The sequence below is a fragment of the Pantoea graminicola genome, assembly GCF_048452665.1.
GTDB lineage: Bacteria > Pseudomonadota > Gammaproteobacteria > Enterobacterales > Enterobacteriaceae > Pantoea.
This window is the reverse complement of sequence record NZ_JBLWSJ010000002.1, coordinates 518,304-544,990: the sequence shown is the minus strand read 5'-3', so window position 1 is coordinate 544,990 and position 26,687 is coordinate 518,304. Positions and strand designations below refer to the sequence as shown.

23 protein-coding genes, 6 tRNA genes and 1 pseudogene are annotated in these 26,687 nt (G+C 57.1%); 14 read left to right on the top strand and 16 right to left on the bottom strand.

The genetic code is table 11. The features are described 5' to 3' along the window. The first annotated feature begins 73 nt into the window (after nucleotides 1–73). Nucleotides 74–2,092: an NAD-dependent DNA ligase LigA gene (ligA, locus tag ACNY69_RS06550; protein ID WP_111142091.1), complete on the top strand. Its 2,019-nt coding sequence runs from the start codon at nucleotides 74–76 to the stop codon at nucleotides 2,090–2,092. A 1-nt stretch (nucleotide 2,093) separates the two neighbouring features. After that, a complete protein-coding gene (locus ACNY69_RS06545) occupies nucleotides 2,094–2,312 on the top strand; it encodes a DUF3820 family protein (protein ID WP_128085986.1) in 219 nt (72 codons plus the stop codon). Between the two features lie 24 nt (nucleotides 2,313–2,336). On the opposite strand, the gene ACNY69_RS06540 is transcribed toward ACNY69_RS06545, so the two are convergent. Next, a complete protein-coding gene (locus tag ACNY69_RS06540; RefSeq protein WP_418797654.1) occupies nucleotides 2,337–3,347 on the bottom strand; it encodes a bile acid:sodium symporter family protein in 1,011 nt (336 codons plus the stop codon). A gap of 94 nt (nucleotides 3,348–3,441) precedes the next feature. Between ACNY69_RS06540 and ACNY69_RS06535 the strand changes: the two genes are divergently transcribed. Further along, nucleotides 3,442–4,362, top strand: a complete 921-nt coding sequence (locus tag ACNY69_RS06535; protein WP_293772837.1) for a LysR family transcriptional regulator — start codon at nucleotides 3,442–3,444, stop codon at nucleotides 4,360–4,362. A gap of 2 nt (nucleotides 4,363–4,364) precedes the next feature. On the opposite strand, the gene ACNY69_RS06530 is transcribed toward ACNY69_RS06535, so the two are convergent. The 5 genes from ACNY69_RS06530 to ACNY69_RS06510 form a co-directional block, all read right to left on the bottom strand. After that, nucleotides 4,365–4,706: a FlxA-like family protein gene (locus tag ACNY69_RS06530; RefSeq protein ID WP_111142087.1), complete on the bottom strand. Its 342-nt coding sequence runs from the start codon at nucleotides 4,704–4,706 to the stop codon at nucleotides 4,365–4,367. 312 nt (nucleotides 4,707–5,018) lie between these two features. Next, a tRNA-Lys gene (locus ACNY69_RS06525) sits at nucleotides 5,019–5,094 on the bottom strand. A gap of 4 nt (nucleotides 5,095–5,098) precedes the next feature. After that, a tRNA-Val gene (locus ACNY69_RS06520) sits at nucleotides 5,099–5,174 on the bottom strand. A 36-nt stretch (nucleotides 5,175–5,210) separates the two neighbouring features. Beyond that, a tRNA-Val gene (locus tag ACNY69_RS06515) sits at nucleotides 5,211–5,286 on the bottom strand. 40 nt (nucleotides 5,287–5,326) lie between these two features. Then, nucleotides 5,327–5,402: transfer RNA gene (locus tag ACNY69_RS06510), tRNA-Val, on the bottom strand. Between the two features lie 271 nt (nucleotides 5,403–5,673). On the opposite strand from ACNY69_RS06510, the gene gltX reads away from it, so the two are divergent. Beyond that, nucleotides 5,674–7,089 (top strand): glutamate--tRNA ligase, encoded by a 1,416-nt coding sequence (gltX, locus tag ACNY69_RS06505; protein WP_293772835.1) that lies wholly within the window; start codon nucleotides 5,674–5,676, stop codon nucleotides 7,087–7,089. Nucleotides 7,090–7,124: 35 nt separating this feature from the next. On the opposite strand, the gene ACNY69_RS06500 is transcribed toward gltX, so the two are convergent. Beyond that, nucleotides 7,125–7,481, bottom strand: coding sequence for a YfeC-like transcriptional regulator (locus ACNY69_RS06500; protein WP_111141162.1), 357 nt, complete (start codon nucleotides 7,479–7,481; stop codon nucleotides 7,125–7,127). 111 nt (nucleotides 7,482–7,592) lie between these two features. Then, on the bottom strand, nucleotides 7,593–8,381 hold the full coding sequence (locus ACNY69_RS06495) for a formate/nitrite transporter family protein (protein ID WP_418797651.1): 789 nt from the start codon (nucleotides 8,379–8,381) through the stop codon (nucleotides 7,593–7,595). Between the two features lie 358 nt (nucleotides 8,382–8,739). Here ACNY69_RS06495 and ACNY69_RS06490 point away from each other — a divergent pair. Together ACNY69_RS06490 and ACNY69_RS06485 are read left to right on the top strand one after the other, a co-directional pair. Beyond that, a tRNA-Ala gene (locus ACNY69_RS06490) sits at nucleotides 8,740–8,815 on the top strand. Between the two features lie 44 nt (nucleotides 8,816–8,859). Beyond that, nucleotides 8,860–8,935 (top strand) — tRNA-Ala (locus tag ACNY69_RS06485). Between the two features lie 276 nt (nucleotides 8,936–9,211). On the opposite strand, the gene ACNY69_RS06480 is transcribed toward ACNY69_RS06485, so the two are convergent. Then, nucleotides 9,212–10,402 carry a NupC/NupG family nucleoside CNT transporter gene (locus tag ACNY69_RS06480; protein WP_111141164.1) on the bottom strand — a complete coding sequence of 397 codons (1,191 nt, stop codon included), beginning with the start codon at nucleotides 10,400–10,402 and terminating at the stop codon, nucleotides 9,212–9,214. 368 nt (nucleotides 10,403–10,770) lie between these two features. On the opposite strand from ACNY69_RS06480, the gene ACNY69_RS06475 reads away from it, so the two are divergent. Continuing rightward, nucleotides 10,771–12,012 (top strand): Nramp family divalent metal transporter, encoded by a 1,242-nt coding sequence (locus ACNY69_RS06475; RefSeq protein ID WP_293772832.1) that lies wholly within the window; start codon nucleotides 10,771–10,773, stop codon nucleotides 12,010–12,012. 119 nt (nucleotides 12,013–12,131) lie between these two features. On the opposite strand, the pseudogene ACNY69_RS06470 reads toward ACNY69_RS06475, so the two are convergent. Then, nucleotides 12,132–12,479 (bottom strand): annotated as a pseudogene (locus ACNY69_RS06470) (DUF2502 domain-containing protein); the annotation flags it as partial. A 168-nt stretch (nucleotides 12,480–12,647) separates the two neighbouring features. After that, nucleotides 12,648–13,637: an L-glyceraldehyde 3-phosphate reductase gene (mgrA, locus tag ACNY69_RS06465; RefSeq protein WP_367395682.1), complete on the bottom strand. Its 990-nt coding sequence runs from the start codon at nucleotides 13,635–13,637 to the stop codon at nucleotides 12,648–12,650. A gap of 220 nt (nucleotides 13,638–13,857) precedes the next feature. Here mgrA and ipdC point away from each other — a divergent pair, with 220 nt between their 5' ends. Continuing rightward, nucleotides 13,858–15,510, top strand: coding sequence for an indolepyruvate decarboxylase (gene ipdC / locus ACNY69_RS06460; protein ID WP_418797648.1), 1,653 nt, complete (start codon nucleotides 13,858–13,860; stop codon nucleotides 15,508–15,510). 160 nt (nucleotides 15,511–15,670) lie between these two features. Next, the gene (glk, locus tag ACNY69_RS06455) at nucleotides 15,671–16,636 is read left to right on the top strand and encodes a glucokinase (RefSeq protein WP_111141169.1); all 966 of its coding nucleotides are present in this window, start codon (nucleotides 15,671–15,673) and stop codon (nucleotides 16,634–16,636) included. A gap of 99 nt (nucleotides 16,637–16,735) precedes the next feature. On the opposite strand, the gene ACNY69_RS06450 is transcribed toward glk, so the two are convergent. Beyond that, complete coding sequence (locus ACNY69_RS06450; RefSeq protein WP_111141170.1) at nucleotides 16,736–17,464, bottom strand: LytR/AlgR family response regulator transcription factor; 729 nt, start codon at nucleotides 17,462–17,464, stop codon at nucleotides 16,736–16,738. Beyond that, entirely contained in the window at nucleotides 17,461–19,131 is a 1,671-nt protein-coding gene (locus tag ACNY69_RS06445; RefSeq protein ID WP_111141171.1) for a sensor histidine kinase, read from the bottom strand. Before ACNY69_RS06445 ends, ACNY69_RS06450 begins: the two co-directional genes overlap by 4 nt. 276 nt (nucleotides 19,132–19,407) lie before the next feature. Here ACNY69_RS06445 and ACNY69_RS06440 point away from each other — a divergent pair, with 276 nt between their 5' ends. Both ACNY69_RS06440 and alaC read left to right on the top strand, forming a co-directional pair. Continuing rightward, nucleotides 19,408–19,932, top strand: a complete 525-nt coding sequence (locus tag ACNY69_RS06440; RefSeq protein ID WP_111141172.1) for a GNAT family N-acetyltransferase — start codon at nucleotides 19,408–19,410, stop codon at nucleotides 19,930–19,932. Nucleotides 19,933–20,049: 117 nt separating this feature from the next. Then, nucleotides 20,050–21,282 (top strand): alanine transaminase, encoded by a 1,233-nt coding sequence (alaC, locus tag ACNY69_RS06435; RefSeq protein ID WP_418797645.1) that lies wholly within the window; start codon nucleotides 20,050–20,052, stop codon nucleotides 21,280–21,282. 51 nt (nucleotides 21,283–21,333) lie between these two features. Here alaC and ypdK read toward each other — a convergent pair whose 3' ends face one another. The 3 genes from ypdK to ACNY69_RS06420 form a co-directional block, all read right to left on the bottom strand. Next, entirely contained in the window at nucleotides 21,334–21,408 is a 75-nt protein-coding gene (gene ypdK, locus ACNY69_RS06430) for a membrane protein YpdK (protein WP_099257831.1), read from the bottom strand. 202 nt (nucleotides 21,409–21,610) lie between these two features. After that, on the bottom strand, nucleotides 21,611–22,639 hold the full coding sequence (locus tag ACNY69_RS06425) for an HlyD family secretion protein (protein ID WP_111141174.1): 1,029 nt from the start codon (nucleotides 22,637–22,639) through the stop codon (nucleotides 21,611–21,613). 2 nt (nucleotides 22,640–22,641) lie between these two features. Next, nucleotides 22,642–24,240 (bottom strand): MFS transporter, encoded by a 1,599-nt coding sequence (locus ACNY69_RS06420; protein WP_111141175.1) that lies wholly within the window; start codon nucleotides 24,238–24,240, stop codon nucleotides 22,642–22,644. A 149-nt stretch (nucleotides 24,241–24,389) separates the two neighbouring features. Between ACNY69_RS06420 and ACNY69_RS06415 the strand changes: the two genes are divergently transcribed. Genes ACNY69_RS06415 through ACNY69_RS06405 form a run of 3 tightly spaced genes read left to right on the top strand, consistent with a single transcriptional unit; the run spans nucleotide 24,390 to nucleotide 26,451 of the window. After that, on the top strand, nucleotides 24,390–25,175 hold the full coding sequence (locus ACNY69_RS06415) for an IclR family transcriptional regulator (RefSeq protein WP_111141176.1): 786 nt from the start codon (nucleotides 24,390–24,392) through the stop codon (nucleotides 25,173–25,175). 7 nt (nucleotides 25,176–25,182) lie between these two features. Continuing rightward, nucleotides 25,183–25,635 carry a universal stress protein gene (locus ACNY69_RS06410; RefSeq protein WP_111141177.1) on the top strand — a complete coding sequence of 151 codons (453 nt, stop codon included), beginning with the start codon at nucleotides 25,183–25,185 and terminating at the stop codon, nucleotides 25,633–25,635. A gap of 9 nt (nucleotides 25,636–25,644) precedes the next feature. Next, entirely contained in the window at nucleotides 25,645–26,451 is an 807-nt protein-coding gene (locus ACNY69_RS06405) for a hypothetical protein (protein WP_293772820.1), read from the top strand. Nucleotides 26,452–26,687: the final 236 nt, after the last annotated feature.

Genomic DNA, 26,687 nt, shown 5'->3' with positions numbered 1-26,687 from the left:
ATTGCGCTAATCACTGTCTGAATTGTTAAAACAAACCCCCGCCTGTCGGGGGTTTTTTATCTGATGGGGCTTTATGAAATCCGTCCAGGATCACATCACCGAACTGCGCACCACGTTGCGCCATCATGAATACCTCTATCACGTCATGGATGCGCCGGAAGTCCCGGATGCTGAGTATGATCGCCTGATGCGCGAACTGCGTCAGCTGGAAGAGGATCACCCCGAGCTGGTTACCCCTGACTCGCCCACCCAGCGCGTCGGGGCGGCACCGCTGACGGTATTTGAGCAGGTACGTCATGAGGTACCGATGCTGTCGCTGGACAACGCCTTTGATGAAGCCACCTTTATGGCCTTCAACAAGCGCGTGCAGGACCGGCTGAAAAGCAGCGATGATCTGACCTACTGCTGTGAACTCAAGCTCGATGGCGCGGCGGTCAGCCTGATGTATGAAAATGGCCTGCTGGTCCGGGCCGCCACGCGCGGCGACGGCACCACCGGTGAGAACATCACCGCCAACGTCCGCACCATCCGCGCCATTCCACTGCGGCTGAAAGGGGACAACATCCCGGCCCGGCTGGAAGTACGTGGTGAAGTCTTCATGACGCAGCGTGGCTTCGAAAAGCTGAACGAGGAAGCGCGCCGAACCGACGGCAAAGTCTTTGCGAATCCGCGCAACGCGGCAGCAGGATCGCTGCGTCAGCTGGATCCGCGCATCACCGCCAGACGCCCGCTGACCTTCTTCTGCTACGGGTTTGGTCTGCTCGAAGGCGGCGAAATGCCGCACAGCCACATGGGGCGTCTGCAGCAATTTAAAGCCTGGGGCCTGCCGGTCAGCGATCGCATTAAGCTGGTGCATAACGCGGAAGAGGCTCTGGCGTTCTACCGCGATATTGAGCAGCAGCGGCCGACGCTGGGCTTCGACATTGACGGCGTGGTCATCAAGGTCGATTCGCAGGCGCTGCAGGAGCAGCTGGGCTTTGTGGCGCGCGCCCCGCGCTGGGCGATTGCCTTTAAGTTCCCGGCGCAGGAGCAGCTGACCTGGGTGCGGGATGTTGAATTCCAGGTCGGGCGCACAGGGGCGATTACGCCGGTTGCGCGTCTTGAACCGGTGCAGGTGGCGGGCGTGATCGTCAGCAATGCCACCCTGCACAATGCGGATGAGATAGAACGCCTGGGCTTACGCATCGGCGATCGGGTCGTGATTCGCCGCGCAGGGGATGTGATCCCGCAGGTGGTCAACGTCGTTACCGCCGAGCGCCCCGCAGAGACGCGTGAGGTGGTGTTCCCGGCGCATTGTCCGGTCTGCGGCTCCGAAGTAGAGCGGGTCGAGGGCGAATCGGTCACGCGCTGCACCGGCGGCCTGATCTGCGGCGCTCAGCGTAAAGAGGCGCTCAAGCACTTTGTGTCGCGCCGGGCGCTGGATGTGGACGGTATGGGCGACAAGATTATCGACCAGCTGGTCGAGAAAGAGTATGTCAGTACGCCAGCCGATCTGTTCCGGCTGACGGCGGGCAAGCTGACCGGGCTGGATCGCATGGGGCCGAAATCGGCACAGAACGTGGTCGACGCGCTGGAAAAAGCGAAATCAACCACCCTGGCGCGCTTCCTTTATGCGCTGGGGATACGCGAAGTCGGCGAAGCGACCGCGGCGAATCTGGCCAACCATTTTGGCGAGCTGCAGAAGGTTATGGATGCTGATCTTGATGCGCTGATTGCGGTGCAGGATGTCGGCAAAGTCGTCGCTACTCATGTGCGCAACTTCATGGAAGAGGAGAGCAACCGCGAAGTTATCCGCCAGCTGACAGAAGAGATCGGCGTGCACTGGCCGCAGGTGGTGGTGGTGAAGGCTGACGAGATCGACAGTCCGTTCGCCGGTAAAACCATTGTGCTGACCGGTTCCCTGTCACAGATGAATCGCGATGATGCCAAAGCACAGCTTATCGCGCGGGGGGCTAAAGTCAGTGGCAGCGTTTCGAAGAAAACCGATCTGCTGATCGCCGGTGAGGCGGCCGGGTCAAAGCTGGCGAAAGCGCAGGAGCTGGGCATTGAGGTGATTGATGAAGCCGAAATGATCCGTCTGCTGGGAGCCTGAGATGGATGAGCACCAGCTGGTGGCGATAGCCAACACGCCGATGCCGTTTGGCAAATACAAGGGGCGGATGCTGATCGACCTGCCGGAGCCTTATCTGCTCTGGTTCGCCCGCAGTGGCGATTTTCCATCCGGTCAGCTGGGCGATCTGATGCAGCTTACGCTGGTCATCAAAACAGAGGGTCTGGAGGGGTTAGTCAGACCGCTCCAGACCCGCAGCTAATCGTGCCCGCGCAGGCGGGCCCGGTTACTTCTGTGACTCCATTACGGAACCTTTCACCTGCAGCGCCTGCTGCTTCTCGTTGCTCTTCTTGTAGCGTCCGGCAATAAACGAACAGACCATCAGCTGCACCTGATGGAAGATCATCAGTGGCAGCACGATAATCCCCACCGTACTGGCCGGGAACAGGATGTTCGCCATCGGCACGCCATTCGCCAGACTCTTCTTCGAGCCACAAAACAGCACCACGATCTCATCGGCGCGTTTAAAGCGGAACAGGCGCGACGCCAGCAGATTGATAATCAGCACGGCCGCCAGCAGCAGAACAGAACCCGCCACGATCCACATCAGCGTCGTCAGACCCACGCGATGCCAGATGCCGTTCACCACCGCTTCGCTGAAGGCGGAGTAAACCACCAGCAGGATCGAGGTCTGGTCGGTTTTACCAATCAGGCTGCGGTGTTTCTCAATCCAGCCGCCAATCCAGCGACGTGAGAGGTGGCCCAGCACGAACGGGACCATCAGTTGCAGCATGATTTTGCCAATCTGCTCCAGACCGTCGCTCGGCGCGCTGCTGTGAATATCCATCACCAGATTGACCAGTAACGGCGAAATAAAGACGCCCAGCAGACTGGATGCCGAGGCGCTGCAGACAGCAGCCGCAACGTTACCCCCGGCCATGGAGGTAAATGCAATGGCGGACTGCACTGTGGCAGGCAGGATACAGAGATAGATAAAGCCGGTATAAATTTCCGGGCCGACATCGACCGGATGCCACCAGACCAGCAGCAGGCCCAGCGCCGGGAAGAGCACAAAGGTGCTGAACATAATCCAGAGATGCAGCTGCCAGTGGCTGCTGCCGGCGATGATCTTTTCTCGCGACAGTTTGGCACCGTGCATAAAGAACAGCAGGGCTATCGCGGCCGTCGCAAGGTAGCTGAAGATATCGACATAGATCCCTTTTGCGGGCAAAAAGGAGGCCAGTAACACCGTGATGATGAGTTTCACCATCATCGGATCAAACTTTAAAAATCCCATTGTTAAATTCCGGTAAATTTTCAATAGGGCGATTGTGCGTGAAACGTGTTTAGAAATAAAATTGATTTATTAAATTAATCTATGAGCGTAATCGATGAATTATACCCTTCGGCAGCTTCGCACCTTTATCGCCGTCGCACACTACGGGGGTTTCAGTCAGGCCGGACAGGCGATAGGTCTGAGCCAGTCGGCGGTCAGCCACAGCATCAAAGAGCTGGAGGCGGAAACCGGCGTCCGTTTGCTGGATCGCACCACCCGCGAAGTGATGCTGACCGAAGCGGGTAAACAGCTGGCGTCACGCATGGAGCGGCTGCTGGAGGAGATCCACACCACGCTGCTGGATATCCGCAGTTTTGGCGAGCAGCGCAGCGGCACGGTCAGAGTCGCAGCCAGTCAGACTATCTCCGCCCATCTGATGCCCCAGTGTCTGGCCGCCAGCCAGCACCATTTTCCCGATATCAAAGTGATCCTGCACGATCGTGCTCAGCATTGGGTGCTGCAGAGTGTGCGGAATGCGGAAGTGGATTTTGGCATTGTGATCGGGCCACTCAGCGACACCGACTTCGACAGCATCGCGATTCTGGATGAGCCTTTCCTGCTGTTATGCCGTGAAGACGATCCGCTGGCGCAGGTGGAAAGGGCGGAATGGCCGATGCTGGAGGGGCGGATGATGGTGTTGCAGGATTACGCCTCCGGCAGCCGGATACTGATTGACGCGGCAATGCAGCAGCAGAATGTCAGGGCCGAAGTGGTACAGGAGATCGGCCATCCCGCAACGCTCTTCCCGATGGTGGAAGTGGGGATTGGCATCAGTATTCTGCCCGCGCTGGCGTTGCCGTTGCCCGCCGATCGCGCATTAACGGTGCGGCGGATCTACCCGGAAATTAATCGCAGCCTGACCCTGATAAAACGGAAAAACCGCTCGCTGACGCCCGCAGCCGAAGCGATCTGGCAGGAGGTGCGCCAGCAGGCGGCGCTGCTGGCGCAACAACGCGCGGCCAGACCGGCGTTTTAGGGTCAGATATAAACGTTTACTTTATTGCTGTCGGTTGGCCGGTTAATGCCATCCGCCTTGTTCTCACTGACGGTCATCGGGTCACTTTTCGGCTGATCCTGCTCGGCCTGCTTCTGTTCCAGCTGTGCAATCTGAGCCTGAATCATGGTGATTTGTGACTGGTACATCTGCTGCATTTCGGCTTTCTGTTCGTCAGTCAGCTCGTGGTTGTCGGCCAGTTCTTTAACCTGGGTTAAAACGTTCTGAATCTGTTTATTCAGCGCAGAGATCTGCGAGGCAATACTGCCACCGCTGCTGTCACCGCCACTGACGGCACTGCTTAAAATTCCGGAAATTGAAGACATCATTTTCTCCCTGTAAGTCGTCACCTACGTTATCGGCACGCAGCGAAACGACTTGAATGAATAGGGTAGTAAAAGGACGTAAAGAGGAAAGCCCGTAAATGGCGGTTCAGCAGAAACGAAAAAAGCGCCTTAAAGGCGCTTTCTTCTGAATGGGTGGGTCGTGCAGGATAGCCATCAGCCCGATGGGTGAGGCTGTCGCCTCAGCCTGAATCGCCTGCGATTCAGTCGAACCTGCTGCAGGTTCTCATCCTGCACGATTATCACTGTGCGTCAGAAACGAAAAAAGCGCCTTAAAGGCGCTTTCTTCTGAATTGGTGGGTCGTGCAGGATTCGAACCTGCGACCAATTGATTAAAAGTCAACTGCTCTACCAACTGAGCTAACGACCCGAAGTGGTGGGTGATGACGGGCTCGAACCGCCGACCCCCTCCTTGTAAGGGAGATGCTCTACCAACTGAGCTAATCACCCACTTCGTACTTCAGTACTGCTTTAACAGATAAGATATGGTGGGTGATGACGGGCTCGAACCGCCGACCCCCTCCTTGTAAGGGAGATGCTCTACCAACTGAGCTAATCACCCATATCTTCATACCTGTTCACTGCGGGCACCCTGTTAAGAGTGGTGGGTGATGACGGGCTCGAACCGCCGACCCCCTCCTTGTAAGGGAGATGCTCTACCAACTGAGCTAATCACCCCCGCTGTGTGGAGTCGCATTATAGGGATAGTTGATTTTGAGTCAACGCTTTTTAAAACATAAATGTGCGTTCGGTTTATTTTTAAACATCCTGTCGCGCTTTTAGCCAATGTGCTGGTTTTTCTGGCAGAAAAGCGCCTTTTCACGGCGGCCAACTGGCGGGCACGCATTGAGGATTCACCATCAGATGCTAGAATGTGCCCACTGTTTTTCGCGTCTAACCTGTTTTTTGTCATCCAGACAGAGAACCTGCGCATCTAAGGCACTATTTAATGAAAATCAAAACACGCTTCGCGCCCAGCCCGACGGGCTATCTGCATGTCGGTGGCGCTCGTACCGCTCTTTACTCCTGGCTCTTTGCCCGTCACAACCAGGGCGAGTTCGTACTGCGCATCGAAGACACCGACCTGGAACGCTCCACGCCGGAAGCGATCGAAGCCATCATGGATGGCATGAACTGGCTGAGTCTCGACTGGAATGAAGGCCCTTACTACCAGACTAAACGTTTCGATCGCTACAACGCGGTCATTGATGAAATGCTGGAAGCCGGTACAGCCTATAAATGTTACTGCTCCAGAGAGCGTCTGGACGCGCTGCGTGAAGAGCAGATGGCGAATAATGAAAAGCCGCGTTATGACGGCCGCTGCCGTGACAGCCATGAACACCACGCCGACGATGAGCCGTGCGTCGTGCGCTTCCGCAATCCGCAGGAGGGGTCGGTGATCTTCGACGACCAGATCCGTGGCCCGATCGAGTTCAGCAACCAGGAGCTGGATGACCTGATTATCCGCCGCACCGATGGTTCGCCAACCTACAACTTCTGTGTGGTGGTGGATGACTGGGATATGGGGATCACCCATGTTATTCGCGGTGAAGACCATATCAACAACACGCCACGTCAGATCAACATCCTGAAAGCGATTGGTGCACAGGTTCCGGTTTATGCTCACGTTTCAATGATTCTGGGCGATGACGGCAAAAAACTCTCCAAACGTCATGGTGCGGTCGGGGTGATGCAGTATCGTGATGATGGCTATCTGCCAGAAGCCCTGCTCAACTACCTGGTGCGTCTTGGCTGGTCACATGGCGATCAGGAAATTTTCAGCGTAGCCGAAATGGCAGAGCTGTTCACCCTGGATGCCGTCAGCAAGTCCGCCAGTGCGTTCAACACCGAAAAACTGCAGTGGCTGAACCACCATTACATTAATGCGCTGCCGCCGGAATATGTGGCAACCCATCTGCAATGGCATATCGAGCAGCAGAATATCGATACCCGCACCGGCCCCGAGCTGGCGAAGCTGGTGAGTCTGCTGGGCGATCGCTGCAAAACGCTGAAAGAGATGGCGGCATCCTGTCGCTACTTCTATGAAGACTTTGCTGAGTTTGACGCCGATGCGGCGAAGAAACATCTTCGTCCGGTGGCGCGTCAGCCGCTGGAAGTGGTGCGTGACAAGCTGGCTGCCATCACGGAGTGGACAGCAGAAAACGTGCACCAGGCTATTCAGAGTACCGCAGATGAACTGGAAGTCGGGATGGGCAAAGTCGGCATGCCGCTGCGTGTCGCCGTGACCGGTGCCGGTCAGTCACCCGCTCTGGATGTCACCGTCGAGGCGATTGGTCGCAGCCGTAGCGTGGCCCGTATCGAGCAGGCGCTGGCCTTTATCAGTGAGCGTGAAGCGCAGGCTTAATCTATACAGCCGGAAGCATCACGCTTCCGGTTTCTTTATGCTTCCTCACCAATACCCAGTCGCTGCAACACGCCTTTAATCCCTTCACGTAAGATTAATGCGGTGAACTGATCCTGCTCATCCTGACTCATTTGCTGGACTGAACTTATCAATAACGCAGGTAACGAATTGGTGACCGCGCCATAGGTTGCTGCGGGTTCATTGAGATTGCGGGTTGACTGAATAAAACTTTTTACACGTTCGTCAATATGGATAAGACGTGCCTTACCGCCCTGTACGCCGGGCTTTGGCGTGGTTGTCCAGTTTTCCCGCTTGATCCATTTATTTACCGTTTGCCGACTGTAACCCGTTTCTGCAGCCAGCTCTTCGGGAGTAAGCCATTCCTTTTTCACGATGCTGTCCCTGTTCAATACATTAGCGGTACATATTACAGCAAAACGTAACGGGAGAAAGTAACTGAAGCTGAAATTGCCTTTTGTCACCGGACAAAAGGCAAAACAGAATTACTGCGGATTGCTGACAGGTTCAGCGGCAGGACGGAAGGCCAGGAAGTAGGCCAGACCGACGAAGACGGCACCACCCACAGCATTACCCAGGAAGACGGCAACAAAGTTTGGCAGGTATTCTGCCCAGCTCATCTGACCGGCAAAAATGGCGGCAGGGATGATAAACATGTTGGCAACAACGTGCTGGAAGCCGATCGCGACAAACGCCATAACCGGGAACCACATACCGAAGATCTTGCCGACCATATCTTTACTGGCAAACGCCAGCCACACCGCCAGACAAACCAGCCAGTTACAGCCGATACCGGAAATAAAGGCGTGCAGGAAATCGGCATGGACTTTGGCAGAAGCGATTGCCACGGTTTTCTTCAGGTAGTCACCTTCAGTCATGCCCAGCATGTGTCCAAAGAACCACGCCACGGCCACGCTGCCGATAAAGTTAGCCAGGATAACCCAGAACCAGTTGCGCGCCACGCTCGTAAAACGGATGCGGCGGGCGAACCAGGCGACTGGTAAGGTCATCATATTGCCGGTCAGCAGTTCACCGCCAGCCAGCACGGTCATGATGATCCCGACCGGGAACACGGCCGCGCCTAACAGGCCGCCAAAGGAGCCCCATTCGGCAGGCAGGGAGTTAATCACATGCAGATCCAGCAGGAAGCCGGTCGCAATAAATGCGCCCGCCATAAAGCCAAGGATCAGGAGGGTGCTGACAGGCGAACGGCTTTTAGCCACGCCTGACTGGATCGCCAGTTGGGCGATTTCTTTGGGTGTATGCAGCGACATAGTATCTCAGTAATTTTTTATGATTAAGGGGACGTTAACGCCTGGTGGACGCGGGGTGCGCGGGAAAGGGTCCCGGCTGCCATTCAATTAGCGGGCTAAGTTTTGCATGTGAAAAAGCCGAAGACAAGAAAATTCCTATAACATATTTAACCGGGAATTAACCTGAGGAGAGTCTTAATAACAGTTCAGAGGCGCTATCTGTTGAGCTGGCACGATTTTCCCCTGCGGCATGCTACTGAAATCTGGCAGGTTGCCGCCTTTTTCAGCGATCAGACACAGAATGTCATTTTGCCGTTGACACCCAGAGGGCGGTTTCATATTATGCCGTCCGTCGCTTAACGCGATAGTTTTTCGGTTCGGGGCTATAGCTCAGCTGGGAGAGCGCCTGCATGGCATGCAGGAGGTCAGCGGTTCGATCCCGCTTAGCTCCACCAAACTTCTTCCCAAAAGTTTGGCACTGAAAAACGATTCCAGATGTGGGGGTATAGCTCAGCTGGGAGAGCGCTTGCATGGCATGCAAGAGGTCAGCGGTTCGATCCCGCTTATCTCCACCATTTTCTGACACGTCGCTGTCAACTTTCTGCTTATCAATCATCACGTCGTCGTTTCGCACGGATCTGAATCGCTGTTGCGTATTCTGCTGCAATCCAGTTGTCGTCTTAAATCGCTTTACTGTCGCATCTGGCAGGGCTTTGTGCTGTCTGTGGCATGGCGCTAAGACGTGGTCATGGCGTGCAAGCGAGAGAGGACAGAAGGGGATTCAGGGGGGCAGAGAAGAGAACGGTAGAGAAGGGCGAGACCGGCTCGCCCTTTTATCGCTGGAAGCGTGCTTAGAAGGCCAGAACCAGACCGGCGATAGCGGCAGAGAGCACGCTGACCAGGGTTGAGCCGTAGAGCAGTTTCAGACCAAAGCGGGAGACCACGTTGCCCTGTTCTTCGTTCAGGCCTTTGATCGCACCGGCCACAATCCCGATAGACGAGAAGTTAGCGAACGACACCAGGAACACGGACAGAATCCCTTCTGAGGTCGGCGACAACTGACCGGCGATTTTCTGCAGATCCATCATGGCCACAAACTCATTCGAGACCAGCTTGGTCGCCATAATACTGCCGACCTGCAACGCTTCACCAGACGGTACGCCCATCATCCAGGCAAACGGATAGAAGACAAAGCCCAGCACGCCCTGGAAGCTGATGCCGAAGATCAGGTCAAACAGCGCATTCAGACCGGAGATCAGCGCGATAAAACCGATCAGCATCGCAGCTACGATAATCGCAACGCGGAAACCGGCCAGGATATATTCACCCAGCATCTCAAAGAAGCTCTGACCTTTGTGCAGATCCTGCAGCTGCAGATCTTCTTCGTTCTCGACGCGGTAAGGGTTGATCAGCGACAGCACGATAAAGGTACTGAACATGTTGAGTACCAGCGCGGCGACCACATACTTCGGCTGCAGCATGGTCATGTAGGCACCGACGATAGACATCGAAACGGTCGACATCGCGGTTGCGGCCATGGTGTACATGCGGCGCTGTGACATCTTGCCCAGGATATCTTTATAGGCGATGAAGTTTTCTGACTGTCCCAGTATCAGCGAACTCACGGCGTTGAAAGATTCCAGTTTTCCCATGCCATTCACTTTCGACAGCACCGTACCGATAGCGCGGATAACCCACGGCAGGATACGGAAATGCTGCAGAATACCGATCAGGGCAGAGATAAAGACGATAGGGCAGAGTACGTTCAGGAAGAAGAAGGCCAGACCTTTGTCGCTCATGTTACCGAAGACAAAGTTGGTTCCCTGTGCAGCATACTTCAGCAGGTGGTCAAAGAAGCCGGCGAAGCCTTTGACAAAGCCCAGTCCCGCTTCGGAGGTCAGGAAGAACCAGGCGAGCACAATCTCAATCACCAGAAGCTGTATAATGTAGCGAACGCGAATAGATTTACGATCGTGACTGACCAGCAGGGAGAGTATCCCGACCACCACCAGTGCGAGAAGAAACTGCAAAATATGGGACATGATTGCTCCAAATTTGAGGAGGATTGTATTTTGCTGCGTATTCTATGTAACGCGTTACTTAAAAACGAGATCTGAACCACAATATAAGTATTCGCTATCGCTATATTTTCCAGAAAAGTTCCAGAGATCACGTCCTGTTTACAAATCATTCACCTCAAATATCCACATAATGATTGTCTATATTTTACTCCGGGCGTAGAGTGACATCATTGCTCACATTTTTAGCAATCACGTCCTTTACTGTAAGATATAGCAATGGCTATACTTTATAGCAGCATCTATTACACCGATAACAATAAACAAATTTCACTTGCACAGGCTAACCCCTAAGCTGCCGGGGCAGGCTAATCGTCGACAGGGTACCGGATATGTTTGAGAGTCGTACCGCCGAGCGTGCCGCTCGCGGAGTCAGAAAAGTCAAACTCGCACTGCTGGGGCCCGCCTTTATTGCCGCTATCGGCTATATCGATCCGGGTAACTTTGCCACTAACATTCAGGCGGGCGCAGCCTATGGCTATAAGCTGCTGTGGGTGGTGGTGTGGGCCAACGTTATGGCCATGCTTATTCAGCTGATGTCCGCCAAGCTGGGTATCGCCACCGGCAAAAATCTCGCCGAACATATCCGTGACCGCTTTCCCCGTCCTGCCGTCTGGTTCTACTGGGTGCAGGCGGAGATCATTGCGATGGCGACAGACCTGGCGGAATTTATCGGGGCGGCCCTGGGGTTCAAACTGCTGCTCGGCATTTCATTGATGCAGGGCGCGGTGCTGACGGGGATCGCCACCTTTCTGATACTGATGCTGCAGAGCCGTGGACAGAAACCGCTGGAGCTGGTGATTGGCGGGCTGCTGCTGTTTGTAGCGGCAGCCTATATTGTCGAACTCTTCTTCTCTCAGCCCAATGTCCGGGAGCTGGTCGCGGGTATGGCCGTGCCCGCATTGCCAACGTCGGATGCCGTTCTGCTGGCGGCGGGCGTGCTCGGCGCCACCATTATGCCGCATGTGATCTATCTGCACTCTGCACTCACCCAGGGCAAGAGCGAGGACAGCAAAGCGCAGCGTTACTCTTCGACCAAACTGGATGTGGCTATTGCGATGACCATTGCCGGATTCGTCAATCTGGCGATGATGGCGACTGCTGCGGCGGCCTTTCACTTCAGTGGCCACAGTAAAATCGCTGAACTCGACCAGGCCTACCTGACGCTGCAACCGCTGCTGGGTCAGGCGGCGGCGACGGTATTCGGTCTCAGCCTGGTAGCCGCAGGCTTATCTTCAACGGTAGTGGGCACCCTGGCGGGACAGGTAGTGATGCAGGGCTTTATCCGCTTTCATATTCCGCTCTGGGTGCGGCGTACTATAACCATGCTGCCCTCTTTTATTGTGATATGGGCTGGCTGGGACCCGACCCGGGTGCTGGTCATGAGTCAGGTGCTCCTGAGCTTCGGTATTGCGCTGGCGTTGATTCCGCTGCTCGCCTTTACCGGCAATCGCGAGCTGATGGGGGAGGATATGGTTAACTCCCGTCTGATGCAGAACACCGGACGGCTGATCGTCGTGCTGGTGATCGCGCTGAATCTCTATCTGCTGGTGGGAGAGGCGCTGGGGCTGTAAGGGCTTCGCAAAAGAAAAAACGCCCGGGTTTGCCGGGCGTTTTTTTAGTGGCGATCGTGACCGTGCGGGCCGGGACCACCGGGACCACCGGGGCCATGAGGCCCAAAGCCGTGCGGGCCAGGGCCGCGATAGTCATGACGATCCCAGTCGCGATCGCGGCGATGCTGATGTTCCCAGCGGCGTTCACGGTCGCGCTCATGCCAGCGGCGCTCACGCTCCCACTGCTGGCGACGACGCCACTCCTCATGACGCCACCAGCGCCGTTCGTTGTAGGTATAGCGGTCATTCCACCAGCGTGGTTCACGCCAGCGTCCCCCATCCCAGTAATATCCCCGGCGATCGCGATCGCCAAGATTCAGGGTGACGCCAGGAGCCAGAGTAATAGAGGCGCTGGAGGCCTGGGCTGTGTGGTGTGCCAGCGGCGACAAGGTGGCCAGCAGGGCAGCAAAAATAAGCGCTTTTTTCATTTTATTCTCCTCATCAACAGTCTGATGCTGTTGCGGCGCAGTCAGCCTGCGTAGTGCTGTTGTTACCACATTATTGTGTCGGAAAATTGTGAGGAAATTGGGGAGAAGCGGGGGTTTGAGACTATTCTGGCGCAGAAATCGCCCGGCCTGCACCGGGCGGTAAAACTGTTACAGCAGGGCCGCGTCAATCGCCGCTAATTCGCTGTCACTAAACTGACGGCGTGCCAGCATCGCCACCGCGTCATCGATCTGCGCTGTTTTACTGGCACCAATCAGCACCGAGGTAACACGTTCATCGCGCAGGACCCACGCCAGTGCCATCTGCGCCAGCTTCTGTCCGCGCTGCTGCGCTATCAGGTTCAGCTTACGGACCTTCTCCATCTTCTCTTCGGTCAGCTGACTCTCACTCAGGAATTTGCTGCCGCTCGCCGCGCGTGAATCATCCGGGATGCCCTGCAGATAGCGATCGGTGAGTACGCCACCGGCCAGCGGCGAGAAGGCGATACAGCCGACGCCTGCATCTCCCAGCGTCTGAAGCAATCCCTGCTCGGGCGTGCGTTCAAACATCGAATAGCGCGGCTGGTGAATCAGGCAAGGCGTGCCGAGATCGCACAGGATCGCGATCGCCTGCGCAGCCCGATCTGCCGGATAGTTAGAGAGGGCCACATACAATGCTTTTCCCTGGCGCACAACGTGGTCCAGCGCCCGCATCGTCTCTTCCAGCGGTGTGTCCGGGTCGGGACGATGATGATAAAAAATATCGACATACGACAGCCCCATGCGCTTCAGGCTCTGGTCCAGGCTGGCGACGAGATATTTGCGCGAACCCCAGTCCCCATACGGCCCCTCCCACATGGTATAGCCCGCTTTGGTTGAGATAATCAGCTCATCACGATGGGCACGAAAATCTTCGCGCAGGATCCGGCCAAAATTTTCTTCCGCAGAACCGGGTGGCGGGCCGTAGTTGTTGGCTAAGTCAAAGTGCGTGATGCCCTGGTCAAACGCGTGACGCAGCAGGGCACGGCTGTTATCGACCCGGGTCGCGTCACCAAAGTTATGCCAGAGCCCCAGCGAAATAGCGGGCAGTTTAATACCACTGCGACCGCTGCGACGATATTCCATCTGTTGATAGCGATCGGGATGAGGAAAAGAGGACATTCAACGCTCCAGGTTAAAAAACGGGAATTTGTGCCAGAACGCTATCAGTGTATACGGTTACACTCAGTGACAGCGCGCTGCAGATCGCGCTTTTACAGAATATTCCGCCAGCGTAACGCCGGCTTTCCAGGCATTGTGGCTGGCGAAAAGCGTTCTACACCTCGCTAATTTAATCGTCTGTCAGATACTTAACCCAACTCTTCCCTGAAAGGAATGCACAATGTCCACGTTCACTGTTGGAGATTACCTGCTGACCCGTCTGCAGGAGATTGGTATCAGGCATCTGTTTGGCGTGCCGGGCGACTACAACCTGCAATTTCTCGATCGGGTTATCGCGCATCCGCTCATCAGCTGGGTGGGCTGTGCCAACGAGCTGAATGCCGCTTACGCGGCAGACGGCTATGCCCGCTGCAAGGGCGCAGGCGCGCTGCTGACCACCTTCGGCGTCGGTGAGCTCAGTGCGATTAACGGCATCGCAGGCAGTTATGCGGAGTATCTGCCGGTGATCCATATTGTCGGCGCACCGGCGACCCAGGCGCAGCGTCAGGGTGACTGTGTGCATCATTCGCTGGGGGATGGCGATTTTCAGCACTTCATTCGCATGGCCGGAGAGGTGAGTGCGGCTACGGCACTGCTTACCGCCGATAACGCGACGGCCGAAATTGATCGGGTGATTGCCAGTGCGCTGCAGGCCCGCCGCCCCGGCTATCTTTCAATCGCTGTTGACGTCGCGGCCCATGAAGTCGCTCCGCCGACGCAGCCGCTGCAGATCGTGCAGCCCGCATCGGCGGCGGTTCGTCATGCGTTCCGCGAGGCGGCGCAACGCCTGCTGGCACCCGCAGAGCGGGTTTCCCTGCTGGCTGACTTTCTGGCGCTGCGCTGGCAGCAGCAGTCTGCGCTGGCCGCGCTGCGCAGAGAGCGTGCCATTCCCTGTGCCTCGCTGCTGATGGGTAAAGGAGTAGTGGATGAGCAGCAGCCCGGTTTCGTCGGCACCTATGCCGGTGCGGCGAGCGCGGGTCAGGTTCGTGAGCAGATAGAGCAGGTGGATGTGGCCATCTGCGTTGGGGTGCGCTTTACCGATACTCTGACCGCAGGCTTCACGCAGCAGTTTGACGCGGCACGACTGATCGATCTGCAGCCGTTCAGCGCCACGGTGGCGGGTGAAGATTTTGCGCCGCTGTCGATGGCGGACGCGCTCGCTGAACTGCAGCCGCTGTTCAGGCGCTATGGCGCGCAGTGGCAGCTCGCCGCCGCGCTGCCTGAAACGTCGTCAGCTGAACCGGCGGCCGCGATCAGTCAGCACGCCTTCTGGCAGGCGATGCAGCGCTTCCTGCAGCCGGGCGATCTGATCGTGGCCGATCAGGGTACCGCCGCCTTTGGCGCGGCGGCGCTGAGGCTGCCTTCGCAGGCGCAGCTGCTGGTCCAGCCATTGTGGGGCTCAATCGGCTATACTCTTCCGGCAGCGTTTGGCGCACAGACCGCCCATCCCGATCGCCGGGTGATCCTGATTATCGGCGACGGTTCGGCGCAGCTGACCATTCAGGAGCTGGGTTCAATGCTGCGCGATCGGCAGCCGCTGATACTCTTTTTACTGAACAATGAAGGGTATACTGTCGAACGCGCGATTCATGGCGCCACGCAGCGCTACAATGATATCGCGCAGTGGAACTGGACAGCCCTGCCGCACGCCTTCAGCCTGCAGGAGCAGGCGCAGAGCTGGCGCATCAGTGAAACGGTGCAGCTGGATGAGGTAATGGCGCGGCTGGCTGAACCTCAGACGCTGTCGCTGATTGAAGTGATCATGCAGAAAGAGGATCTGCCGCCACTGCTTCGAAAAGTCACCGCCTGCCTGAATCAACGCAACGGCGGCTAAGATTCAGATAGTTGCCGCTGTGCAGGGTGGCCTATCGCGGTTAGGCTGTAGCGCACCTGAGTAAGACGCTCACCAATCGCACCGGTGAGCGTTGTTGTTTTATGGGCAGAAATTTATAGTGTCCTCCAACTCTTAAGACCCCAAGCGGAGCAACAGAAGAATGACAACTTATGCCTTGGTCGGCGATGTCGGCGGTACTAACGCACGCCTCGCCCTTTGTGAGGTGGACAGCGGCAGCATCACCCAGGCCAAAACATTCTCAACATCAGAATACGACAGCCTCGAAGCCGTCATCCGCCACTACCTTGATGAACAACAGCAGGATGTTAAAGATGGCTGTATTGCCATTGCCTGCCCGATTACCGATGACTGGGTTGAAATGACCAACCACGACTGGGCGTTTTCCACGCGCAAGCTCAAAGAGAACATCGGTTTTGAACACCTGGAAATCATTAACGACTTCACCGCGGTATCTATGGCGATCCCGATGCTGACTGCCGATAACGTGATTCAGTTTGGCGGCACCGAGCCGGTTAAGGATAAACCTATTGCGATTTATGGTGCCGGAACCGGACTGGGCGTCAGCCATCTGGTGCACGTCGACAAGCGCTGGGTGAGTCTGCCGGGCGAGGGCGGTCATGTCGATCTCGCGGCCAACAGTGAGGAAGAAGATCAGATTCTGGAAGTGCTGCGCGAAGAGCTGGGCCATGTTTCAGCCGAACGTGTGCTGTCAGGCGCGGGTCTGGTTAACCTCTACCGGGCGATTGTGAAGGTCGATAATCGCGTGCCGGAAAACCTGAAGCCGAAAGATGTGAGCCAGCGTGCGCTGGATGACAGCTGCATCGACTGCCGTCGTGCCCTGTCAATGTTCTGTGTCATCATGGGGCGTTTCGGCGGTAATCTGGCGCTGAATCTCGGCACCTTTGGCGGCGTCTATATCGCGGGCGGCATTGTGCCTCGCTTCCTGGAGTTCTTTAAGGCTTCCGGCTTCCGTGCTGCTTTCGAAGATAAAGGACGCTTCCGTGACTATGTGGCCAGCATCCCGGTCTATATGATCACGCACGATCAGCCAGGCCTGCTGGGCGCGGGCGCGCATCTGCGTCAGACGCTGGGTCGCATTCTCTGATTCTGCTTTATCCCGCCTGAATTTCCGGTCCGCCCTGTCTGACGACGCCGGATCGGAAATTCCGCCACCCTTATTATTCTCTCTCCTGCCTGACCAGGTCTACAGACGCATCAGCTGTCGGAACTGCTTCACCTTACTGCGGCTGACGGGCACCTGAAACTCCAGATCGCGCAGCTTCAGCAGATAGGTATTATTAAACCAGGGTTCGATTTCGCGAATCTTGCTGAGGCTGACGCAGAAGGAGCGGTGGCAGCGGAAAAACTGCTGTTCCGGCAGGCGTGAGCAGAACTCGGTGATGTTCATCGACATCACGTAAGATTCGCGCCGGGTATAGACAAACGTCAGCTTTTCATGCGCTTCCACGTAGTAGATATCATTCACGTCAGTAACGATAATCCGCTCATCCTTAATCAGGTTCACCGTCTGCGGCGCGGAGGCGGCGTGAAGCGGATTGACCGCCTGCTGCGCCTGAGCCGTGGCCTCCAGTTTGTTCAGCATGGTGACGATCCGCGACTCCTGATAGGGTTTGAGTATGTAATCAAACGCCTCCAGCTCAAACGCCTCCACGGCATGCTCTTTCCACGCGGTGATAAAGACAATCAGCGGCTTATGCGCAAACTGATGGATATTCTTCGCCAGCAGCATCCCATCCAGTGAGGGGATGTTGATGTCGAGGAAAATCACATCAACCCGATGCTGCTGCAGATACTTCAGCACGTCGAGGCCGTCGTCGAAACAGGCCGCAATCTCAATGTTGCTGTGATGCTGGATCATCCAGCTCAGCTCCTGCTGGGCCAGAAATTCATCTTCCACAATAATGGCTTTCATAACAGATTCTCCGCCAGGCGCTGGCCGTTCTTGCTGAGCGTAAAGGCTATCTCTGTGCCTGGCTGATGACGCTCGATCTGTAATCCCTGGCCCGACAGCAGTTTAACCCGGTGATGAACGTTGAGCAGGCCGATTTTATTGCCGGGCATCTCGTTGCGCGCCACCCGCGCCATCACATCATCGCTGATGCCCTGGCCGGTATCCCGCACCGCGATCCGCACCCGATCGCCCAGATCCCTCACGCTCAGCGTCACCACGCCTTTACCCTTACAGGGCTGGATGCCGTGCACGATGGCGTTCTCCACCAGCGGCTGGATCAGCAGGCTCGGCAGAAGAAAGTGCAGATCGTCATCAACGTCATAGATCATCGTCAGCTTGTCGCCAAACCGTGCCTGCTCAATAGCGATGTAATCTTTGACCTGCCAGAGCTCCTTGCGGATGTCGATCAGCTCGTCGTCATTCAGCTCCAGGTTGTAACGCAGATAGCGCGACAGGTTAATGACCAGCTGGCGGGCAGTATCAGGATTGAGGCGGATAGAGGAGGAGATCGCATTCAGCGCGTTGAACAAAAAATGGGGATTTATTTTGCTTTGCAGCGCGCGCAGTTCCGCTTTATTGGCCATCTCGCGCAGCTGCTCCGCGCGGGAGACCTCAAGCTGAGTGGAGATGATTTGCGACAAGCCGATCGCCATCTCCTTCAGCGAACCGGTGATCCGGTGAGCGCGGCGATAGTAGATTTTCAGCGTGCCGGTCACCTTGCCTTTCTCCCAGAGCGGGATCACGATCATCGAATGGATATCTTTGGTGCGGTGCGCTTCATCGTTGTTTTTGATAATAATCTTACCGCTGGCGATCGACTGTGCCGTGGTGGGGCTGATGCCATCATCCCCGTGCTGATAGTTGTGTTCACCGTAGCCGACATAGGCCAGAATCTGCTTTTTATCGGTCATTGCGACGGCATCAGCCTTAATCTCCCGCCGGATAATGTCACAGACGTTGCGCAGCGAGTCGCTGTTGACCTGCCGGAACAGCGGCAGGGTTTTGTTGGCGATCTCCAGGGCCAGCTTGGCCTGACGGGCAGCGATCGCCTCTTTTTCACCCTCCACGCTCTGCACCAGCAGCACGATAATCCCGATGCTGGAGGCGCCGAGGATCATCGGCAGGGCGATCTCCGATACGATCGCCAGCCCGAGTGAGGTGGGGCGCGCCCACAGCACGATCAGCACCATCGTCAGGGCTTCGCACAGCATGCCGCCGAGGATTCCGGCGCGCCAGCGATGCTCTTTTAACACCCGGCGGTTGATGCCGCCCGCAACGATCCCGGCAATGACGCTGGTAATCAGGCAGGGCACGGAGGTCACGCCGTGAATGTCGATCAGGAAACGGTGCACGCCGGCAATCATGCCGGTTGCGATGCCGACCCAGGGACCAAACAGGATGCCGCCAGCCATCACGGCGATCACCCGCACATTCAGCAGCGAGCCATCGACATTCACACCCGACCAGGTACTGAACAGCGCAAACAGAGAAAAGATAACGGTAACCGCGATTTTCTCCGCGCGGGTATGTTCATCCTTCTGCAGCAGCTGGCGAAACGAACGGGTACGCGTCAGAAAAAACAGGCAGATCAGCATCAGGGCGGCGCGATCAAACACTGCCAGTAACATCGTAAAGTGGGAGGACACGGGCGCCTCGTCGGCAATGGAAAGTCTCTCTATGATAAAAAATGTGATCGGGAACCGCTAGCGTCCTGACAACGCATGCCGTCAGAGGCTGTTCCAGATCAATTCTGGCACCATCCGGTTAAAAAGGGGAAAAGTTGAGTCAGCATAAGGGGAACTGTTTTTCCCCCTCCGGGACTGGTCGCTGCGATCGCGTTTTGCTATGTTGCGCGATAACGCATTTCAGCGACTGCTGGAAATCGCGTCCATCGGGAGCCGCACATGCAACTTGTTACCCCCAGACTCACCCTGAGTAAACTGCAGCCGGAAGACTGGCAACTGTTCCGCGCCGTACACGAAGATCGCGACACCATGACCTGGGTCAGCGACATTCCGGACGAAGCGGATATCCGTCAGCGTTTCACTGAGCGTCTGGCCCCCTGGCAGCCGGGCAGTTTTCATATGCTCTGTCTGGTGGCGCGGCGTCGCGACAACGGCGAGCCGATTGGCCTGTTTGGCTGCAGCCCGGAATGGGAGCCGCACCGCCAGGCGGAGATCGGCTACATGCTGCTGCATCGCTACTGCGGCCAGGGATATGGCAGTGAGGCGCTGGCCGCGCTCTGCCAGTTTCTGTTCGACGCCGATTTCCACAAACTCACCGCAATGGTCATCGAAGGAAACGGGGCCTCACGGCGTATTCTGGAGAAGAACGGCTTTCAGCTTGAGGGAGTACTACGGGATAATTATCTGCTGAACGGCTGCTGGGTGAACGATTGGCTGCTGGGACGACTGAATCCGCAACAATAAAAATATTTTCCCCCACGCTCGACAAAATGATCCTCAGCACGTTATGTTCGTAACGGGTCACCACCGTGACCCGCGTCGCTCGGACGGTCCGGGCGCTTACGTAATCCAGAGGTCATCATGGCTGATAACAGCACACCCCGTCGTTTCTCGCGTATTGAACGTTTACCCCCTTACGTTTTCAACATCACCGCTGAACTGAAGATGGCTGCGCGCCGGCGCGGCGAAGATATTATCGATTTTTCGATGGGCAACCCGGATGGGGCCACACCGCCGCACATCGTCGAAAAGTTATGTCAGGTGGCACAGCGTGACGATACCCACGGCTACTCCACTTCACGCGGCATTCCGCGTCTGCGTCGGGCGATATCGCGCTGGTACGCTGAACGTTATCAGGTGGAGATTGATCCCGAATCTGAGGCGATTGTCACCATCGGCTCCAAAGAGGGACTGGCGCACCTGATGCTGGCGACGCTGGATCACGGGGATACCGTGCTGGTGCCGAACCCCAGCTATCCGATTCATATCTACGGTGCGGTGATCGCCGGGGCGCAGGTGCGCTCGGTGCCGCTGGTGGCGGGCGTCGACTTCTTCAACGAGCTGGATCGCGCCATTCGCGAGAGCTACCCCAAGCCAAAAATGATGATCCTGGGTTTCCCCTCTAACCCAACGGCGCAGTGCGTGGAGCTGGACTTTTTCGAACGGGTTATCGCGCTGGCGAAACAGTACAACGTGCTGGTTGTTCACGATCTGGCCTACGCTGACATCGTCTACGATGGCTGGAAAGCGCCGTCGATCATGCAGGTGCCAGGCGCACGCGACGTTGCCGTCGAGTTCTTTACGCTGTCAAAAAGCTACAACATGGCGGGCTGGCGCATCGGTTTCATGGTCGGCAACAAAGAGCTGGTCGCCGCGCTGGCGCGGATCAAAAGTTATCACGACTACGGCACCTTCACACCGCTGCAGGTGGCAGCAATTGCGGCGCTGGAGGGGGATCAGCAGTGCGTGCGCGATATTGCAGAGCAGTATAAACGGCGGCGCGATGTGCTGGTGAAGGGCCTGCATGAGGCGGGCTGGATGGTGGAGAATCCGAAAGCATCCATGTACGTCTGGGCAAAAATTCCCGACCACTATGCGCAGCTGGGATCGCTGGAATTTGCCAAAAAGCTGCTGCAGGATGCGAAAGTCTGTGTCTCACCCGGCATCGGCTTTGGCGACTATGGCGATACACACGTACGTTTTGCGCTAATCGAAAACAGCGATCGCATTCGTCAGGCGGTACGGGGGATTAAGGCGATGTTTCGTGCCGACGGTGTCCTGCCAGGCAGTCTGAAAACAGAAGAGGCGGAGTAACGGCTAGCAGGGGCGACTCAGAGGTCGCCCCGTAGCGGCACTGTCGCGCCATTACTTCAGCAGCAGAACGAAGGTTCCGAACCAAAGTAACGCGAAAAATGATATTCCCATCAAGGCATATTTCACAAAGCAACTCCTCTGAGCGGTTACGATGATGGCGATCCCAGACCAGTGCAACGCGAACAGACAGGGAATCGAGGTCACCATTATTCTGTATGGCTTACTCTCTTCCGGGTTGATCTGAATAACTCAGAACAGGATCGAGCGCTAATTTACGCGGAATCCGGACCAAATGAAATAGGTCCGTTCTGAGATATTGCTCACAATTCTATTTCACGTCAATTTCGGGGATCGCCGACATGCCGACACGTAACTGGGCCAGATGCTGTTGGTCACTATCCAGCACAATTTTCACCGGCAGACGCTGAACGACTTTAGTGTAGTTGCCCGTGGCGTTATCGGGTGCGATGGCAGAAAAAGTTGCACCCGTCGCCGGGGCGATGCTGTCGACATGGCCGGTAAAGGTCAGACCCGGCAGGGCATCGATCCGCACGCTGACCGGCTGACCCGGACGCACATCGCGTAGCTGCGTCTCAAGATAGTTAGCCGTAATATAGGTCTGCTGCAGGGGCACCACCGCCAGCAGGCGGGTGCCGGCTGAAACATAGGCGCCGGTGCGCACCGCGCGCTGACCGACCATCCCATCCACCGGCGCGGTAATCCGGGTATAGGAGAGATTCAGCCTGGCCTGATCGACGCTGGCTTTCGCCGCCGCGACATCCGCCTCCGCTGAACGTACCGCAGCCTGGAGCACCCCCACCTGTTTCATGGCCGACGCCAGCGCCGCCTGACTCTGCTGTACGGCCGCCAGCGCGGAACGCTGGTTTGAGCTGGCTTTCTGCTGGTCGTCGGCAGCTACCGTGCCGCTCTTATAGAGACGGTTGTAGCGATCGGCGCTCTGCCCGGCATACTGCGCGGACGCCTGGCTCGCCGCCACGCTGGCTTTCTGCTGATCGATGACTGACTGCTGCTGTTCCAGCTGCGCCTGGCTGCTCAGCAGCTTTGCCTGACTCACCTGCAGATCGGCTTCGGCACTCTCCAGCGCCACCCGGTAATCGCGATCGTCGAGCGTGGCCAGCAGCTGGCCCGCCCTGACCGGCTGGTTATCCTGCACCTCAACGCGGCTGACATAACCCGATACCCTGGGTGCGACCAGGGTGTAGTCGGCGTTGACGTAAGCGTCATTGGTTCGATGATCGTTGCCGCTCATCAGTGACCAGACCACAAAGGCCACGGCCAATAACACCAGCAGCATCAGGCTCAGCAGCAGGGTTCTTCTCATTTCGAAAGCACGCATATTTATTTATTCCGGAGGGGGTTTTGAATCAACGTCTGCGGCGGCCAGACCCGTTTAGGCAGGATGGCGGTCAGCATTAACAGGCAGGCGGCGAAGCCGATCAGCATCAGCCAGCTGTCGCTCAGGCCGAGCACCGTCGCCTGGTGTCTCACCAGGGTGGCAAAGCCGCTGAGATTTTCGCCGTTGCTGATGCTGCCATCCGGCAGCAGCGGCAGGCTTCGGCTGGCCTGACCGGCCACCGGCGCGGTCATCAGCCAGCTGCGATCGGCCGCCTGACTGAGCAGGACACTGGAGTGAAACTGCTCACGATGTGAAAGAAAGACCTCAACCAGCGTGGAGGCGGCGATGCTGGAAAAACCGCGCACGGTATTAAACATCGCCGAGGCAAAGGGACCTTCGGGTGGCGCGACCACGCTGGTGGCGCTCATCAGTATCGGCAGAATAATCATCGGCTGTCCGAACGCCTGCAAAATCTGTGGCAGCCAGAAATTCTGTCGCGCCCACTCACTGGTGATCTGCGAGCCGAGCAGGCAGGCGGTCACCAGCAGACCGACGCCCGCCGTCAGTACCCAGCGGCAGTCAATCCAGCGGATAGTGAGCAGGGCGGCAATCAGCGGTGCAATCAGCAACTGTGGCAGACCGACCGTCAGCGCCAGCGGAGCAAACTCAAGCGGACGGAAACCGCTGACCTGCGCAAAATAGACTGACGGCAGCGCGGAACCGGAAAGCCCGAGGATCAGTACGCAGGCCAGCCCCAGCAGGCCGTGCGCCAGATTGGGGCGGCGGAGCATCTGCAGTCTGAACAGCGGCAGTGGGTGATACCACTCATTGATCAGGAAGACCAGCAGCAGCGGCAGTGCGGTCAGCAGCATGCCAGCAATCAGTGGCGAATTGAGCCAGTCAAGGCGTTCGCCCTGCGTCAGCACCAGAACCAGCAGCGCCACACTGCTGCAGCCGGTGACCATGCCAAACAGATCGATCTGCTGAAAACGTTCCGGCCGCAGCGGATCCTGAGGTACGCCCCAGCCGATCAGCAGCATCGCAATCAGCATGCCGGGCACCACCTGCCAGAACACCATCATCCAGCTGACATGATCGGTCCATAACGACGCCAGCGAAGCTGCCATGTTGGGGCCGAACGTGGCAGTAAGGGCATAGCCCGCCAGACCAAACAGCTTAAACGGCGGCGGCAGAAAGCGCAGGGCGACGGTCATCAGCATCGGCGGTAAGGCACCGCCAAACAGCCCCTGCAGAACGCGCAGGCTGATAAACAGCGTGGGATCCGGCACCAGCGGCAGCAGCAAACCGGTCAGCATAAAGCCCGCCGAGACGCCGAGCGTAAAACGCCGCAGCGACAGGGTGACGGCAAACCAGGGCGCGATCATCATGGCGGCGACTTCGGCCGCCTGATAACCGGAAATAATCCAGCTACCCTGATCGTAACCGAGGCCAATAGCGGCACGGATATCGGCCAGGGCAATATCACTGACGCGATCGTTCAGCCCGGAGGTCAGTGCGGCGATAAGCACGCCAATCAGACCGAGTGCCAGTCGCAGTGTAAAAGGATGGGGGGCCGGCGCAGGCGCAGGCTGGGTAGTCATGGCAGGCGATCTCGTTATTATGATGCAGTGTACTGCAATGTGATACAGCGCGTAATATTACATCCCGGTATGCTGTATTGCAATGTGGTACAGGGTGTAAAACGTGCGCCATTCGCGCTACAGTAAGGCAGCTCAAACAGGACGACGCTATGGCACATCAACCCTCCAGCCGTGAGGATGAAAAATCGGGCGGTATTCAGGTCATTGCCCGTGCGGCAAAAATTCTTAATGCCCTCGGCGAACAGCCGGGCGGCATGAGTCTGGGTGAGATCGCCCAGGCGGTCGCGCTGCCCCGCTCAACGGTTCAGCGTATTGTCGCTGCGCTCGACAGCGCAGAACTGGTGCGCAGCACCGGTGCGGGCGGCCTGCGCCTGGGACCGGCGCTGTTAAAACTCATCTCCAGCGTTCATACCGATGTGGTTGATCTGGTCAGCCCGCTGCTGGAAAAACTCTCCTCTGACACCAACGAAACCGTCTCACTGGCACGCGCCAGCGGCAGCCAGCTGGCGATAATCCATCATGTGGTGGCGTCGCGTGAACTGCGGGTGGTGCCGCATATGGGCCTCAATCTGCCGCTCTACAGCACCTCCGGTGGCCGGGCATTACTGGCGCTGGAGTGCGAAAAAGATGTGCAGACGATCGTTGGCGACGCCTGGCAGGAGTTAACCGATATGACGGTAAAAACGCTGCCGCAGTTGCTGGAATTGATCAGGGAGGTGCGCGAAACCGGTATCGCCGTGGATCGCGGTGAAACGCTGGAAGGTATCTCGACTATGGCGTTTGCGCTGGATACGCTGTTTGGACGTTTTTCTGTCTCTTTGCTGGTGCCCTCTGCCCGTTTTCTGCGTCATGAAGCGCGTTTTCGTGACGAGATGCTGAAGTGCAAAGAGGCGCTGGTGCGTGAAATCGGCAAAGTCGCCGCGATTGAAGGATAAGCCCCTGATGAAAACTCTGCTGATGGCCATCGACCACTCTCCGATCGCCGAAAAAGTGGTCGCGTTAACGATTGAAGAAGCGCTGGCGCATCGCGCCGGGGTCGTAGTGCTCTGCTGTGTCGATCCTGCCTACTCCGCCTGCAATCAGCCGATGGAGATCGATGCGGGTGAAGATCCCACTGATTTTGTGGCGGCACAGGATGAGCAGAATACGGCTGAGATGGCGGTACGCCATGCCCTTGCACCGCTGCTGCGCGCGGGTATCGATGCGCGTGGCATGATTCTGGCTGGCGAAGCGGCCGATACCATCGTCGCGCAGTCGCAACAGCTCAAGGCCAGTATGATTATCATGGGCCGACGCCATCTCTCCTCGTTCAACCGGCTGTTAAAAGGCTCAGTTAGCGCGTCGGTCATCGAACGCGCTCACTGTCCCGTGCTGATTGACGTGCGTAAGGATTAACTCCGCAGCATGAACTTACTGCCTGTTATGACGCTGGCGGCGTTTGCGCTGCTGGCACTGATCGTCATTGTGTTGATCAAAACTACCCGGCTGCGTCTCTGGCAGGGGCTGCTCATCTTCCTGCTGCCGCTGATCGTGGCGAATCTGCTCTGGTTCAGCTGGGTTGCGCCGCAACAGAGACAGGCCGCTCAGCGTGAGCAGGCGGTCAGCCAGCTGTCAGCGATGCCCGGCTTCCGGGTGCTGCAGACGCAGGAACCAACGCTCTGGCTGCTGCTGACTCAGGAGCTCACGCGACGTATCCGCGCCGGAGAACCGGCGGATAAGGCCACGGGCGAGCTGCGGGGCTGGCTGATTGAGGTGATCAATCAGCGGCTGATGCGCGGTACAGATGCCGCCGTTGTTCATTACATCAGCGTCTCGGTCGAAGAGATGCAGGCGCTGAACCAGATCGATCCGGGCCTTTGCTTCCGCTATCTCTATCCGCAGGTGAGCGGGGGCATTAATCTGCAGACCACGCTGTCACCGGCGCTGAACCGCAGAGAGGCGGAAGCGATGGAGCAGCTGCTGCTGAACAGCCCGCCGCCGGAGCAGCCACTGGATAAAACGCAGGCGCAGGCCGATCTGCAACAGATCACAGGCCAGCTTTATCAGAAGTGGGGCGACAGGCTGCAGCAGCTGAATATGCCTGCCGACACCGCCGTGGATCGCTCATCGCTGTGTGCCATGTCAATTGACCTCTACAGTGCGATTCTGGCATTACCTGACAAGCGCGCCGCAAACCTGTTACGTAGAATGATTGCCCTGACTGGCCAGTAACCGGCAGCGATAGCGGGCGAAAAAAAGCCCGCTAAGCGCGGGCAGGGAAGAGAGAGGCAGAGTCTTATTATTGGCATTTCCTGGTGTGGTGCACTTTTCGTATCGTCTGAGTGCATACTGTCATGCCTGACACGATAGTAAAAGCCATTTAATCGAATTGAATTAATCGGTAAAAGCTTCGTAATTTTTCGTTTTTTCGCGCATTTATCCTATGGATGCGTGACAGGCTGCGTCTT